The sequence below is a fragment of the Caballeronia sp. LZ003 genome, assembly GCF_031451465.1.
Taxonomy (GTDB): Bacteria; Pseudomonadota; Gammaproteobacteria; order Burkholderiales; family Burkholderiaceae; genus Caballeronia.
Genome location: NZ_JARUXJ010000003.1, coordinates 127,029 through 141,353, shown reverse-complemented (window position 1 = coordinate 141,353; position 14,325 = coordinate 127,029). Strand labels below are relative to the sequence as shown.

Below are 14,325 nucleotides of genomic sequence, written 5' to 3'. Positions count from 1 at the left end.
GCTTTTCGATATTTCCGCGATTACAATTCGCGATCCGTCGATTGGAACAAGAGCTATGCACTCGCAATTCGAGGCTTCGACTCCGAACATGAAATCAAAGGCGGAACATAACCGTCAGGCGCACTTTCAGCGCTGGTTCGCTATTTTTGCAAGTCTCGCCCATTCCCGGCTGCCGCTTCCCGCTTATCTGCAAAGAGTCACGGATACCTTGAGGGAAGTTGCCGGCGTGGCGTCCGCGGTTGTCGAGTGGATCGAAGGCGATCAGCTCGTCTATTGCGCGGCGAGCGGAGTCGCCGCGAAAAGCGTCGGCACGCGTCTGCCGACCGCGGGCAGTCTTTCGGGCTTGTGCATCACGCGGCAACAAGCGCTCATCAGCCGCAATACGGCGAATGATCATCGCGTGGATCGTGCTGCATGCGAAGCCGTCGGCGCTGTATCCATGGTGGTCGCGCCGGTCATTTACGAAGGCCGGTCGGTCGCGGTGCTGAAACTCATTTCAAGCGAAGCCGATTACTTCAGCCAAAGCGATATCTCCATTCTCAACGCGTTTTGCGCGTGCATTGCGGAAACCTTTGCACGCGAGGAAATCGCGCAGGAGAACCGCAAACTCCTGCAAGAGAATCAAAGCGTAAATGCAGACCTGACGGTCGAATTGTCGTTACGTATCGAATACGAAAAAAAGCTCGCCGATGCCATGCGTCGTCGCCGCACCGTGCTCGACAACGCGCATATTGCGTTCGTCGCCATGGACGAAGCCGGCATGGTCGTGGACTGGAACGAGGCTGCGACCAGCCTCTTCGGCTGGCGCGCGCAAGAGGCGCTCGACCGCGAACTCGCGCAGCTCATCGTGCCAGAGCGTTATCGCGATGCGCATCGCGCCGGTCTCACGCGCTATCTCGCCACCGGCGAGGCGCGCATGATGAATACGCGCGTGGAACTGCATGCGCTGCGCCGCGACGGCAGCGAATTCGCCGCCGAGCTGACCATCAGCGAAGTGTGGTTCGACGGGCAGCGGCAGTTCGCGTGCTTCATTCACGACATCACGGATCGCCGCCGCGCGACGGAAGCGGACGAACGCCTGCGGCTCCTCATCCATTCGGTGAGCGACTACGCGATCTGCATGCTCGACCACGACGGCATCATCCGTTCGTGGAACGACGGCGCGCGCGCGCTCTACGGCTTCACCGCGCAAGAAGCGATCGGCCGGCATTTCGCGCTCTTCTATCTGTCGGACGAACAGGGCCGCGACCGTCCTGGCGACGACTTGCGTCTCGCGGCGGAACGCGGCCGCACGGAACACGAGGACTGGCGCACGCGCAAGGACGGCTCGGAATTCTGGGCGCACGTCATTCTGAGCGCGCTGCCCGCCGCCGATGGCCGCGAAAAAGGCTTCGTCGCGATCACGCGCGACATGACCGCGCGCAGGCGTTTGGAAGAACTCGAGGCGTCGAGCCGCCGCATGAACGAGTTTCTCGCGTTGCTCGGCCATGAACTGCGCAATCCGCTCGCGCCCATTCGCAACGCGGTGAGCATTCTCAAACTGAAGGCTTCCGACGATGCCGATGTCATTCGCAGCCGCCATATCGTCGACCGGCAGCTCGCGCATCTGACCAAGCTGGTGGACGATCTGCTCGAAGCGGGCCGCGTGAGTTCCGGCAAGATCCGGCTCGCGACCGAGACCGTGGATATCGCCGATGTCGTGCACCTGAGCGTCGAAGCGAGCCAGCCGCTTTTCGAGGCGCGCGGGCAGCGGCTCGACGTGGACGACAGTGGCCAGCGCCTCTTCGTCAATGGCGACCCGACGCGGCTCGTGCAAGCGCTCAATAACCTGCTCAACAACGCGGCGAAATTCAGTCCGCCCGAGTCGACCATCCGGCTGGAAATCGGTCCACGCGGCGGCGCGGCGCTTCTGCGCGTGACGGATCAGGGTCGCGGCATTTCCGCCGATGCGCTCGCCTCCGTGTTCGATCTTTTCGTGCAGGAGCATGCGCCGGGCGCGCATCCGGATGAAGGCGGGCTTGGCATCGGCCTCACGCTGGTTCGAGCGATCGCCGAATTGCATGGCGGCCACGTCGAGGCGAAGAGCGGCGGCACTGGCAAAGGCAGCGCGTTCAGTTTGTGGCTGCCGCTCGCGCAACCGCCCACGCAGGGCATCATGCCGCCTTCCGCGCCGAATGCGGTGGCGAGCCGTCAGCTCGACGTGCTCGTTGTCGACGACAATCGCGACTCGGCCGACAGCATGACCTTGCTCGTCGATATGCTCGGTCACGCGGCGCGCGCGGCGTATGACGGCCCGGAAGCGCTGGCATCGTTCGGGACGACGCGTCCGCAAGTCGTGCTGCTCGATCTATCGATGCCGGGCATGACGGGCTTCGACGTCATTCGTCAGATGCGCGATGAAGGCAAGCGCGTGATCGTCGCCGCAATGACGGGTCTTGGTTCCGACGAAGACATGGCGCGCACGCGGGCGGCCGGGTTCGACGCGCATTTGGTCAAACCGGTGGATTTGCCTGAGCTGGAGCGCGTGTTGGCGATGGCGGGGAAGTGAGGGTGTGCGGGCGGTTGGCGGTTGGCATCCTGCGGGCCTATGCCAAGCGTTGAGCCGTCGGCGTCAAGTCGCGACCGCCTGCGCCGCCTCGCGGACCACTTTTTCCGCTAATCCACGCGCTTTAGACAAGCGCAACGTGCGCGCTCAACCAATCGGCGCGACAATGCGTCATCGCTGACCCGCGCGCACTCATCGCCATGACTTCTTTCGCAACGCTTACGAATCTCTGGCAACTCGCCGGCCTCCCCGACGATGCCCTCCACCTCGTCGATCTACCCGGACACGACCCGGTGTTCCCGTCATCGTTCGCCGTGGGCGAAGCGGCGCAATCGACCATCGCGGCGGCAGCGCTCGCGGCCTCCGAGCTGGCTCATGCGCGCGGCGTCGACCGCCAGCGCGTGAGCGTCGACATGACGCACGCGGCCGTCGAATGCACCGACTGGTTCACGGTCGATGGTGCCGAACCCGAGACCTGGGGTGAGTTCTCGGGCCTCTACCGCACGGCCGATGGCTACGTGCGCATACACGCGAACTTCGAGCATCATCAGGATGGCGCGTTGCGCGTGCTGGGTCTCGACCCGCACAGCGCCACGCGCGCCGATGCCGAACGCGCGCTGCTCGAATGGCGCGCGAACGATTACGAAACCGCGTGCGCCGAACGCGGCCTCGTCGTGACGATGCTGCGCAGCTTCGAAGAATGGGATGCGACGCCGCAAGCCAAAGCCATCGCCGCGCAGCCGTTGCTGAAGATCACGCGTATCGGCGACGCCGCGCCACTCGCGCTGCCCGCGCTCGACAATGACGCGCGCCCGCTGACCGATATCCGCGTGCTGGACGTCACGCGCATCCTTGCCGGTCCCACGGGCGGTCGAGCGCTCGCCTCGTTCGGCGCGGACGTGATGCTCGTGAATTCGCCGCATCTGCCGAACATTCCCGCTATCGCCGAGACGAGTCGCGGCAAGCGCTCCGCGCATCTCGACCTGCGCACGGAAGACGGTCGCGCGACGCTGTGGCGGCTGATCGATGAGGCGCATGTCTTCTCGCAAGGCTATCGGCCGGGCGGGATCGCCGAGCTTGGCTTCGGGCCCGAGGCGCTGGTGGCGCGGCGGCCGGGCATCGTGTACGTGTCCTTGTCGGCTTATGGCACGGAAGGTCCGTGGGCGGATCGGCGTGGCTTCGATTCGCTCGTGCAGACCGCGATAGGCTTCAACGCCGCCGAAGGCGAAGCGCAGGGCGATGGCAAACCGCGAGCGCTGCCCATGCAGATGCTCGACATGGCGAGCGGCTTTCTGATGGCATTCGGCGCGGCCGCCGCGCTATGGAAGCAACAAACGGAAGGCGGTAGCTGGCACGTGGAGGTTTCGCTCGCACAGACGGGACACTGGCTGCGCGGGCTTGGACGTATCGACGGAGGGTTGAAGACGGCGCGGCCGGACATCGCCGCATACACCGAGGAAAGCAAATCGGGTTTCGGCATGCTGCGCGCGGTCACGCCGAGCGCGCGCTTCGAGCGCACGCCGGCGGGTTACGCGAGGCCATCGGTGCCGCCGGGAACGGATGAGGCGAAGTGGTGAGTTCGTGGCTTGGGCGGCGCTTTCTAACGCGACACGCAGAACTTCGCATCAACTCAAGTAACCAAGATGCTCCGCAAGGATCACACTGCCCACGCCGATTAGAATCAGCCCGCCCAAGATCTCCGCGCGCTTGCCGATAGTCGCGCCGACCAGCCGTCCGACCATCACGCCGATGGTCACCATGAGCATGGTTGCGAAGCCGATGGTCGCGGCGGTCGAGAAGATATCGACATCGATGAACGCGAGGCCCGCGCCGACCGCCATCGCGTCGATGCTGGTGGCAAAGCCCGTGACGGCGAGGACCCAGAAGGAATGTGAATTGGGCTTCTCTTCTTCGTGAGCCGATTTGCTTAAGCCTTCGCGGATCATGCGCGCGCCGAGCACGAAAAGCAGGCCGAAAGCGATCCAGTGGTCCCACGCGGTGACGTACTGCGCGGCGGCGCGGCCGAGCGCCCAGCCGGCGAGCGGTGTGAGCGCCTCGATTACGCCGAAGATGACTCCCGCCTTGAGCGCCTCGCCGATGCGCGGTTTATGCAGGCTCGCGCCTTTGCCCACGGCGGCGGCGAAGGCGTCGGTGGACATGGCGAAAGCAAGGAATACGGTGGAAGCGAGGTTCATCGAGTAGCGCTCTGGTCTGGTCGGGCAAGCACAAGGACAGAAGGCGCGCCCGACCGGAAGCGCATTCTGTCGATGGTCTTGCCAACCTGTGACGGCTGCCCATGCCACGGTCGAAAGACCGAGCGTGTTGACATGGACGCTTTCCCGGGCGGGAAAGCCGGCTACTCCCCAACGAAGAAATGCGAGCTTAACACGACAGATCACCCGATCCGGACCATTGGGTTAAAGTGGGTTGCAACGCCGCATCCCTAACGCTCAGGAGGCACCATGGAGGCAGGACACATCACCCAGTCAGAAGCCCGCGCGGCCGTCGAGCGTCTTTACGCCGCCTTCGCGCAAAAGGACGTGAACTTGCTGCGCCAAGCCGTGACGTCGGACTGGGAATATCTGCCTGAGCCGGCCGGCTTCGAGGCCGGTCCCGACCAGATGATTCCCATCTTCGCGGAGATGGCGGCTGCGCTGCCTGACATGCGCATCGAGATTCTAGACATGCTCACTCAGGACAATCGCGTCGGCGTGCGCGCGGAAGTGAGCGGTACGCAGTCCGGTCCGTTGATGGGCATCGCGGCGACATCGAAGCCGGTTCGATTTGCCATTCACTCGTTCCATGAGATACGCGATGACCGTGTGTCGAAGACGTGGCATCTGGAAGACTGGTTGAGCGTGTTTCGGCAAATTGGCGAAGTGCCGCGCGGTATTGGATCGGGTGCGTAATTCGAGAACGCGCGAAGTCGATTGAAACGACAAAGGTCAGAAGCATACGTCGTTTATCATTCTCTCCAACACGTCGTGGGCGGCGCGTCGCGAATTTTCTATTTTCAAATGCGCCGCGCATTGCCGCTGACTATTCAGCTTTAATTTTTCCGACCAAATAAATCTCGCAACGCGTTTCCTTCTGAAGCCTGAATCGCTGTCGCCATTAAGATTACATCCTCCGCTCTTCGATTATCTCGCAAAGATAAGCGCGGCTCGTGAAAGTGACGCGATTAAGTCTTGATTATCCCGTCTGTCACCGTCTATATTTCTCGACGCACCGCGCCATTGCCATCGGCAAAAGGCGCGGCCCCGCTTGCGCTTCGCGTTATCAGCATCGCGCTATTCACCTGTCTTCGCGTCCGCGAATGAATTTAATTTTCCGCGACAACAGCGAGCACACGTCATCGGCTTATTTTGGATTATGCAAATCGCTCATCGCTTAATTAGTTTTTGCAGAAACACAAAACCTGTTTTGCCTGCGATCTTTTCAGCAAGTCTGTTATTAACCGCTTGCGGTGGTTCGGACAGCGCTAACGTGCCATCGAGCGTCGATAATTCACGCTATCGTCATCACGCCGCGTCCGCCGCCATAAATCCCGTCGCCAGCGATTTATTCTACGGAATGAACGGTCACAACAGTTATGGCGATGTCTATTATCTCGCTGGCGCCGCCAGACAATTAGCGCAGCTTCAGGATCTCGGCATCAAACTGTATCGCAACGAGGTGTATAGCAAATCAACCGCCATGCGTCTCGCCAATGTAGCCAACGCGCTGGCCGCCGGTGGGGTGACGGTGTACCCGGTGATCTTGATGGGCATCGATTTCGCCGATGAAGACTCCGCGTATCAATCGGCCTATGCGCTCGCGCGCGACGTCGTGAGTGTGCAGCGTTACGCCTACTACGAAGTCACCAACGAACTCGGCTCGGCAACGGTCGCCGGATGGGTGGACGGCGTGCGGCCAACGGACTTCGACAACCAAAAGTTCCAGATTGCGCGTGGCGTCATCCGAGGCATGATCGCCGGCATCAAGTCGATGGACCCGTCGGGAAAGATCGTCATGGGCGGCAATGCGTGGATGCAGTACGGCTTCGTGACGATGCTCGCGAACGGCACACAGCCGGACGGTTCGGGCGGGCATCCCATCGTGACGTGGGATATCACGGCATGGCACTGGTACTCCGACCAGGGCAACATCGAGCACGCGTGCGGCGGCACGGGTTGCTACAACGTCATCGGCGCGCTTGCCCGGTTCGGCAAGCCGGTATGGATCAATGAAATGGGCGTGCGGCCCGACTTCGGCACCGATCAGCAAGCGGCCGCCTTCCTTGCCAACGACATGCTCGGCGGCCTGAGAGCGATCGCGGTGCGCTACGACATCGAATCCTTGCAGATCTACCAGCTCTACGACGATCCGCCTGGCGGCGAAGGGCCTTACGGCGTGATCCTCGACGACGGCCAGACGCCCAAGCCCGCCTACGCCGCCGTGAAGCAATTCATCGCCACCAATCCGCGTCCATGACAGGCATCACCGCAAACCGAACACGCCCACGCCGTTGCGCGTCCCCACATAGACCTTGCCGTTTGCGATCATCGGCGTAATGAACTTGTTGCCCTGCCCGAACTGATCGCGCGCGCCCGCCGCCTGATTGCTGTTGTAAAGCTCGCGCGCGAGATTGCTGGCGTCGTAGGCGTGCAGCACGGCGATGGTGCCATTCTCCACCGCCCACACGATGCCGTTCGCCGCGCCGTTCGCAGACACGCTCGGCGTGGCGCCCGGCGAGCCGAAACTGTTCGCGGTCTGGCTCGTCGGCGTCGTGGACAAGGCGGCGTTCGCGATGCCGAACGCCTTGATGCTGTCGCCAATCGAGCCGAAATAAACGGTGTTGTTGAAGTACGCGGGCATGGCGAACATCGGGCCGCGAATCTGCCCGACGATCTCCTGATAGATGTGATCCGCATTCGAATCGAACTTACCCATCGCGTCGCGATTGACCACGTAGATCGTCGATGTCTTGCCCGCGCCGAGCGCGAGATGATGCGTCGTGCCGCCCGTATCGACGAGATCGGGCAATACGAGCGCGCCGCCCGAACCCAGATCTTCATCGGCTGCCGATTCGTTCACCGTGTTCGACGGCTGGAAATAATCAGTGACGGCGAGGGCGGGCGAAGTCCCGAGTTTCAGAAAGCCGTTGCCGAAATTGCCATGAATCGGCATGCCGTTGCCGTCGAGCGTGGCGTCGAAAGTGCCGTTGGCATCGAGGAAATAGATCGACGTGCCGTCCGACGCGAGGCCCGCGCCGCTCATCCAGATCGCGCCCATCTGGCCGTTCGGCGTGAGATTGAGCACGTTTGCCTGCTGCAGCGTGCTGGCGTTATAGCCGATCACCCAACCGGTGTACGGCATGATGTCGCAATGCGATGTCCACGCGGTATAGACCACGCCGTTTTGCAGCAACAGCGAAGCGCGCTCTGCGTACTGGCCGGGATCGAAGCTCACGCGGCCATTCGCGCTGCCCGCGCCCGTGCCGGGATACGACGCGGCAATTTCGGTCGGACCGTTGAAAAGTTCCGCGCCTGTCGTGATGTCGAGCGCGTGAATGCGCTGGTGATACTTGCCCGACGTGTCTTTCGACATGCCGACCACGTAGATCGCGCCATTCGGGCCGCGCGTGCGGTCGATGACCGGCGTCGCCGTAATGCCGATGGTCGGCGTGATCTGGCCGCAGCCATGGTCGTCGCTCGGTGTTTCGCCTGCGCCTAACGTCGACGATTTCCACAGGATCGCGCCGGTGTCGGCGTCGAACGCGTAGACACTGGCGTTTTCGGTGGCGACGTAGAGCACATTGTGCGTGCCGCCCGCGATTGCCACGCTCGTCAGGAAGAGCGGTTCCGCGTCCACGGGTCCGTCCGCCGCAAGCACGTTGAGCTTGCCGAAGGTGGTCGAATTGACGTTCGCGGGCGTGAGCTTCGTTTCCGCGAGTTGCTGGCCGGTGCGGCCGATGTCGTTGTGATAGGTCGCAACGTCCATCGGATGGGCGACAGGGGTAACGACGGTGCCCCCGCCCGCTCCGCCCGAAGACCCCGAAGCGCCGGGTGCGCCCGATGCGCCTGAAGGGCTCGAAGCGCCCGCGGGACTCGACGCGCCTGACGGAGTCGACGCCGCCGACGGACTAGAAGCCGCCGAAGGATTCGACGCCGGCGCGCTGCTCCCCACCGCCGGAGTCGAACTGGAACCGCCTCCCCCGCTGCATCCGCCAATGATGGCTGACATGATTACTGCACTACACAGCCACGGCAACGCGCCGGCACGGCTCGAGCGATCCCCTTTCATACATCCTCCCTTTTGGAAGAACGGCGTAATCAGTCGGTTTTGCCCTGCATTGGAGCAATTTGGATTCCACTTCCATCACATGCGGCCTATGCCCTTCAGCTTGCACGCAAACCACACTTTTGGAAATATTGGAAGCAACTTGTTGCACTGCGTCACAACATGCTAATATAGGGTTATTACCTAGTTAGTTACCCTAGGTCGTTCATTTTTAAGGGAGTTTAGTCATGGCCGTCATCGCCGTTACCTCAAGTTCGTTTGTTTTCGCCATTGCCAAGACCGTGCGCGCCGCTTTTCTGGACGCGCTCAAGACACGCGCAAAAGTCAGCAAGCTGATGGCCGATGCCTATCGGCGCGCGGCTTGAGTCGCTCCACACGCGGCGGCGATCATGCTGTCGCGCAGGTTGAAAAAGGAACGGCGGGCAATTGCCCGCCGTTCTTTTTTTTCGCTTACCGTTTGCGCTACTGCAGCGTGTAGGCAATCACGTAGTCGCCGGCTTTCGTGCCGAGCGAACCGTGGCCGCCAGCCGTGACCAGCACGAATTGCTTGCCGCTGGCATCGGCGTAACTCATCGGCGTCGCCTGGCCGCCCGCGGGCAGACGCGCTTCCCACAGTTTGTGGCCATCGCGCACGTCGTAGGCGCGCACGTACTGGTCGAGCGTACCGGTGAGGAACGCCACGCCGCCTGCCGTGACCATCGTTCCGCCGAGGCTTGGCACGCCGAGCGGCATCGGAATGGGCAGCGGCGCGCTATCGCGGATCGTGCCGTTCTTGTGCTGCCACGCAATCCCGCCCGTGCGCAGATCCACGCCCGCCACGTAACCCCACGGCGGCGCCTGACACGGAATGCCGAGCGGCGAAAGAAACGCGCTGATTTCATAGGCGAACGGCGTGCCGCGCGCCTGCTTGATACCGCTCGTCTCGCTGCCCTTCTTTTCCCCTTGCTGCGCGTCGAGCTTCTCGCGCGGAATCAGTTTCGACACAAACGCCATGTAGTCCGGATTCGCGATGAGGATCTGCCGCACCGGATCGACCGACACGCCGCCCCAGTCGAACACGCCGAAGTTACCCGGAAACACAAGCGTGCCCTGCTCGGACGGTGGCGTGAACGGGCCTTCGTAACGCAGGCTCTTGAACTTGATACGGCACCAGAGCTGATCGAACGGCGTCGTGCCCCACATGTCGGCCTCGCGCACGCGCGGCGGATTGAAGTTGAGCGCGGAAACCGCCTGCGTCGGCGCGGTGTGGTCGCCACGCGCAGCGCCTTGCGGCACCGGCGTCTCGGTAATGGGCACGATCGGCTTGCCGGTCTCGCGGTTCAGCACGTAAATGCTGCCCTGTTTCGTCGATGCGATCACCGCCGGTTGCGTGCCCTCCGCCGTCTGCAAATCGACGAGCGTCGGTTGACCGCCCACATCCATGTCCCACAGATCGTGGTGCGTGAACTGGTAGTTCCAGCGCAGCTTGCCCGTGAACGCATCCAGCGCAACCAGGCCTGCCGCGAAGCGCTCGGCTTGCGGCGTGCGCTGTCCGCCCCACTGATCGGGCGTTTGGTTGCCCATTGGCAGATAAATGAGACCGCGCTTTTCGTCGACGCTGAACATCGACCACATGTTGGGCGAGTTGCGCACGTAGGTGCCGCCCGGCGCGATGGGTTCGGTGGCGTCCGGATTACCCGAGTCCCAGTTCCAGACCAGATGGCCGTCGTTCACGTCGAACGCGCGGATCACGCCAGAAGGTTCGTTGTTCGATTCGTTGTCCGTCACGTGACCGCCGACGATTACCAGATTGCGCACCACAGCGGGTGGCGAGGTGGAGTAATAGCCGCCGGGCGTGAACGGTCCGATGTTCAAACGCAGATCGATCGCGCCGTTCTTGCCGAAGTTCGTGCAGGGCTTGCCGGTATCGGCGTCGAGCGCAAAGAGCCGGGCGTCGGCGGTCGGCAGAAAGAGACGGCGCGAGCACTCGCCGGTGGCGGCGGTTTGGGCAACGGCTACGGGTGCGGCCGGTGCGGCCGGTGCGCCAGGCGCGGATGCTTCGGCGGGCGCGGAGGCGCTGGCCGAAGCGGTGGCGTCGGAAGCCGTCGTATCCGTCGAAGCCGCGGGCGCGGATGCGCTCGCGTCGAGCGCTGGCGCGGAAGCGGAAGCGGAAGCAGCCGCATCGGCGGCGGAGGGCGGACCCACGTGCATTGCCGCATCGTAATAAGCGACGCCCCGGCAAGTCATGTGCTCCCAGTGTTTGAAGCCGATGGGACTTTGAATTTGCGGATCGAAGCGCCAGCGTTCCGCACCCGTCGCGGCATCGAGCGCGATCACCTTGCTATGCGGCGTGCACAGAAAAATGGTGTTGCCGACCTTGATCGGCGTATTCTCGTCCGTCGTCTCCGTGGGATCGTCGGGGCCGGGCATGTCACCGGTGCGAAACGTCCACGCCACTTTCAGCTGATGCGCGTTCTCGGGCGTGATCTGCGCGATCGGCGCATACCGTTGCGCCAGCGGCGAGCCGCCGTAATCGGTCCAGTCGCTTGCCGCGCGTCCGGTGCCGGCGTTCAGATCGGCCCGATTCGGATCGGCGGCTACGTTGACATCGATACGTTCCGGACGGTCATGGAAGTCCTGAAAGTACGTGCCTGCACCGAGCAACAGCGTGAGGATGACGGCAGCGGCTAGCGGCACGCGCGCGGCGCGTGCAGTCGAAGGCGGCCCGAACAGCGCGCCGCGATGCACGAACGGAATCAGCAGCCACAGTGCGAGCAGCAGCCAAATCCAGAGACGCGGCATGAGTTGCCAGAAATCGAACTTGACTTCGAAGACGGCCCAGATCGTCGAGGCAAACAGGAAAATTGCAAACAGCAAGAGCGCGGAGCGCCGCCGTATCAACAGCAAAAGGCCGGTCAGTACGATGGCCGCGCCCGCGATTACGTAGTACCACGATCCTTGCAAGGTCACGAGGTAAGCACCACCGGCCGCAAGCACCGCGCCGATGATGATGAACCCGACGGCCGTGACGAACGTGAGCGGATGAAGTCTTCCGGTGCCAGCCATACTGCTACCCTCCGTGATGATGAATGGCGGAACACAGCCGTCCTGCGGCCGTGGTTCGGACATGGTGAACCGGGGGAGGGTAGCAATTCGCGTGCCGTGACGACACGTCGCAATGGCTCAAGCCAGAGCGCGCGGCCAGCGTCCGAGATGAACGTCGGCCATGGGGAGATCGGCGAGTAATGCAGCTTTCAGATCGCTTCGTTCGGAGAAGCGCGGCGCGTCGAGCCACGCGAGGAACTCGTCGCACCACACGCCCCACGCGTTCTCGTCGAAATCGAAGTCTTCGTCGATACGCCCGTTATCGCGCAGGTACGCGCCCATCACTTGCTTGCCGTTCCAGTAAGCCACGGCCACGTCGTTGAAATCAGCGGTCATGCCGCGCGGCAGGTCGCGCAACAACATGGCGACATGCGCTTTGAACGAGGCAAAATCGGTCGGTCTCATCGCGTGCTCCGCTTCAAGGATGTCATCGTGCCCGATATCGCGTGCCCGCCTCAGCCGAACACGCGCTTGTTCAGATCCTTCTCGAAGGCAACGGTCCAGTGGGAGCCATGCCCGATGCGATATTCGCGTTCCTTCGAAGTGGATCGCCGCACGATCGTCACATAGCCCTGCAATGGATAGACGTCGTCGACGACATCCGACGCGCCTGCTTCGGTCACGAGGAAATCGCCCTCGGTGAAACGGTGGCGCGCGAGAATCGCAAGAAACTCCGCTTTCTCGTCCGGTGCGATCACTGACATGGCGGCCCTCCGGGACTGAACGCTGCTTCATTCAAGGTAGCACACGCGCGCGGGAACCTCGGGCAAAACGCGCGCGGAGTGTGGGGCGCAGCCCTTTATCGAACGAGGCCGATACTCATGAACATTCGTGTGATTTCGCTATGAGCGATGGCGTTGATGCTTCGCGCTGTCGCGGCAAGCAGCGCCGAAGCCGCGCCATGCGGCACACTCGAAGGCGCGGCGGGCAACTCATTCGCGTTGCGCGAAGGCGAAAGCGTGAATCTGCAACGCGGCGACGAGACGGTACACGGCGCGCTGCACGTCTATCGAGACGATGCGGTGTATCGCGTGTACTGGCAGCCCGATGGACGTCCCGAGCAATACGTGCTCGCGAATGCGGGAGAGAACAGCGTGCGGCTCGTTGCGACGCCGCCGCGCGGTTCGAAGGTGGATGCGGGACCGGGCACGCTGCCTTCGCAGAGCGTGCTCTCGTGTCCCGCTTCATGACTAGCGCGCCAGCACCTTGCCGATGGAGTCCGCCACCACCTGCACGTTGCTGTCGTTCAGGCCCGCGACGCACATGCGGCCGGAGCGCAAGATATATACGCCGAACTCCTCGCGCAGACGGTCCACTTGCTCCGCCTGCAAGCCGGTGTACGTGAACATGCCGCGTTGCTTGATATAACGCGCAAGCGCCTCGCCGCGTACATGCTCGCGCAGGCCGTCGTGAATCGCGTGCCGCATACGCGCGATGCGCTGACACATCGCCGCCAGTTCCTCGCGCCACGATTGCGCGAGTTCCGGCGTGTTCAGCACCTTGGTCACGATCTTCGCGCCGTGCGTCGGCGGATTACTGTAGTTCGCGCGCACCGCGCTCGTCAATTGACCGAGCACACGATCGGCTTCGGCGGCATCGTCGCATACGACATGCAGGCCGCCACAGCGCTCGCCGTACAGCGAGAAATTCTTCGAGAACGAGTTGGCGACGAACGCCGGCACGCCGCGGCGCGCAATCTCGCGCACCGCGAAGGCATCGGCGTCGAGCCCTGCGCCGAAGCCTTGATACGCCATGTCGACGAAGGGCAGCAAGTCGCGCTTTTGCAGTACGTCGATGACCTTCACCCACTGCGCTTCGTCCAGATCGACGCCTGTCGGGTTATGACAGCACGCATGCAGCAACACGACGCTCTTCGCAGGCAGCTTGTCGATGGCGTCCAGCATGGCATCGAACAACAGCCCGCCGGTTGCTTCGTCGTAATAGGGATACGTGTCCACTTCGAAGCCCGCGCGCTCGAAGATGAAACGGTGGTTCTCCCACGTCGGATCGCTTACCCACACCTTCGCGTCCGGGAAGTAACGCCGGATGAAATCCGCGCCCACTTTCAACGCGCCCGAACCACCGAGCGTCTGCACGCTCGCAATGCGTCCGTCGGCACGCGGTGCGCTCTCGGCGCCAAAAACGAGCGTCTGCACGGCATCGCGATAATGCGCGAAACCGGCCATCGGCAGATACGGCTTCGGGCCGAGTTCCTGCAAGAGCGAAAGCTCGGCTTCGCGCACGGCTTGCATCACGGGAAGGCGGCCGGCATCGTCGAAATAGATGCCGATACTCAGATTGACCTTGTCGGTGCGCGGGTCCTTCTGAAAGTTTTCGTTCAGCGTGAGAATCGGGTCGCCGGGGTAGGCATCGATATGTTCGAACATGGTGGTGGTTTCAGGACTTCGGGACGG

General features: G+C 62.8%; 12 protein-coding genes and 1 riboswitch. Of the genes, 6 read left to right on the top strand and 6 right to left on the bottom strand.

All coding sequences use genetic code 11. From position 1 onward, the window contains the following. Positions 1-88 precede the first annotated feature (88 nt). Positions 89-2,548, top strand: a complete 2,460-nt coding sequence (locus tag QCE79_RS18720; protein WP_309846800.1) for a PAS domain S-box protein — start codon at positions 89-91, stop codon at positions 2,546-2,548. A gap of 197 nt (positions 2,549-2,745) precedes the next feature. Then, positions 2,746-4,122, top strand: a complete 1,377-nt coding sequence (locus tag QCE79_RS18715) for a CoA transferase (RefSeq protein WP_309846797.1) — start codon at positions 2,746-2,748, stop codon at positions 4,120-4,122. Between the two features lie 48 nt (positions 4,123-4,170). On the opposite strand, the gene mntP is transcribed toward QCE79_RS18715, so the two are convergent. Further along, a complete protein-coding gene (mntP, locus tag QCE79_RS18710) occupies positions 4,171-4,740 on the bottom strand; it encodes a manganese efflux pump MntP (RefSeq protein ID WP_250528103.1) in 570 nt (189 codons plus the stop codon). 15 nt (positions 4,741-4,755) lie between these two features. Continuing rightward, a riboswitch (yybP-ykoY riboswitch) is annotated at positions 4,756-4,922 on the bottom strand. An 85-nt stretch (positions 4,923-5,007) separates the two neighbouring features. Between mntP and QCE79_RS18705 the strand changes: the two genes are divergently transcribed. Beyond that, a complete protein-coding gene (locus tag QCE79_RS18705) occupies positions 5,008-5,454 on the top strand; it encodes an ester cyclase (protein ID WP_250469180.1) in 447 nt (148 codons plus the stop codon). A 355-nt stretch (positions 5,455-5,809) separates the two neighbouring features. Then, positions 5,810-7,018: a lipopolysaccharide biosynthesis protein gene (locus tag QCE79_RS18700; protein WP_309846796.1), complete on the top strand. Its 1,209-nt coding sequence runs from the start codon at positions 5,810-5,812 to the stop codon at positions 7,016-7,018. A 6-nt stretch (positions 7,019-7,024) separates the two neighbouring features. Here the strand turns inward: QCE79_RS18700 and QCE79_RS18695 are convergent, their stop codons facing one another. Next, a complete protein-coding gene (locus QCE79_RS18695; RefSeq protein ID WP_309846794.1) occupies positions 7,025-8,770 on the bottom strand; it encodes a PQQ-binding-like beta-propeller repeat protein in 1,746 nt (581 codons plus the stop codon). 284 nt (positions 8,771-9,054) lie between these two features. Here QCE79_RS18695 and QCE79_RS18690 point away from each other — a divergent pair, with 284 nt between their 5' ends. Beyond that, positions 9,055-9,192 carry a hypothetical protein gene (locus QCE79_RS18690; RefSeq protein ID WP_244830975.1) on the top strand — a complete coding sequence of 46 codons (138 nt, stop codon included), beginning with the start codon at positions 9,055-9,057 and terminating at the stop codon, positions 9,190-9,192. Between the two features lie 97 nt (positions 9,193-9,289). Here the strand turns inward: QCE79_RS18690 and QCE79_RS18685 are convergent, their stop codons facing one another. From QCE79_RS18685 to QCE79_RS18675, 3 genes are all read right to left on the bottom strand, one after another. Next, the gene (locus QCE79_RS18685; RefSeq protein WP_309846792.1) at positions 9,290-11,872 is read right to left on the bottom strand and encodes a glucose/quinate/shikimate family membrane-bound PQQ-dependent dehydrogenase; all 2,583 of its coding nucleotides are present in this window, start codon (positions 11,870-11,872) and stop codon (positions 9,290-9,292) included. A 117-nt stretch (positions 11,873-11,989) separates the two neighbouring features. Next, positions 11,990-12,316, bottom strand: coding sequence for a hypothetical protein (locus tag QCE79_RS18680; protein WP_244830977.1), 327 nt, complete (start codon positions 12,314-12,316; stop codon positions 11,990-11,992). A gap of 50 nt (positions 12,317-12,366) precedes the next feature. After that, positions 12,367-12,615 carry a hypothetical protein gene (locus tag QCE79_RS18675; RefSeq protein WP_244830978.1) on the bottom strand — a complete coding sequence of 83 codons (249 nt, stop codon included), beginning with the start codon at positions 12,613-12,615 and terminating at the stop codon, positions 12,367-12,369. A gap of 156 nt (positions 12,616-12,771) precedes the next feature. Between QCE79_RS18675 and QCE79_RS18670 the strand changes: the two genes are divergently transcribed. After that, positions 12,772-13,101, top strand: coding sequence for a hypothetical protein (locus QCE79_RS18670; RefSeq protein WP_309846790.1), 330 nt, complete (start codon positions 12,772-12,774; stop codon positions 13,099-13,101). Here QCE79_RS18670 and QCE79_RS18665 read toward each other — a convergent pair whose 3' ends face one another. Beyond that, positions 13,102-14,298 carry an amino acid aminotransferase gene (locus tag QCE79_RS18665; protein ID WP_309846789.1) on the bottom strand — a complete coding sequence of 399 codons (1,197 nt, stop codon included), beginning with the start codon at positions 14,296-14,298 and terminating at the stop codon, positions 13,102-13,104. Positions 14,299-14,325 lie beyond the last annotated feature (27 nt).

Coding starts and splice junctions, on each gene's coding strand:
- QCE79_RS18720 (WP_309846800.1), top strand. CDS start 89: ATGAAATCAAAGGCGGAACATAACCGTCAGGCGCACTTTCAGCGCTGG.
- QCE79_RS18715 (WP_309846797.1), top strand. CDS start 2,746: ATGACTTCTTTCGCAACGCTTACGAATCTCTGGCAACTCGCCGGCCTC.
- mntP (WP_250528103.1), bottom strand. CDS start 4,740: ATGAACCTCGCTTCCACCGTATTCCTTGCTTTCGCCATGTCCACCGAC.
- QCE79_RS18705 (WP_250469180.1), top strand. CDS start 5,008: ATGGAGGCAGGACACATCACCCAGTCAGAAGCCCGCGCGGCCGTCGAG.
- QCE79_RS18695 (WP_309846794.1), bottom strand. CDS start 8,770: ATGTCAGCCATCATTGGCGGATGCAGCGGGGGAGGCGGTTCCAGTTCG.
- QCE79_RS18690 (WP_244830975.1), top strand. CDS start 9,055: ATGGCCGTCATCGCCGTTACCTCAAGTTCGTTTGTTTTCGCCATTGCC.
- QCE79_RS18685 (WP_309846792.1), bottom strand. CDS start 11,872: ATGGCTGGCACCGGAAGACTTCATCCGCTCACGTTCGTCACGGCCGTC.
- QCE79_RS18680 (WP_244830977.1), bottom strand. CDS start 12,316: ATGAGACCGACCGATTTTGCCTCGTTCAAAGCGCATGTCGCCATGTTG.
- QCE79_RS18675 (WP_244830978.1), bottom strand. CDS start 12,615: ATGTCAGTGATCGCACCGGACGAGAAAGCGGAGTTTCTTGCGATTCTC.
- QCE79_RS18670 (WP_309846790.1), top strand. CDS start 12,772: ATGCTTCGCGCTGTCGCGGCAAGCAGCGCCGAAGCCGCGCCATGCGGC.
- QCE79_RS18665 (WP_309846789.1), bottom strand. CDS start 14,298: ATGTTCGAACATATCGATGCCTACCCCGGCGACCCGATTCTCACGCTG.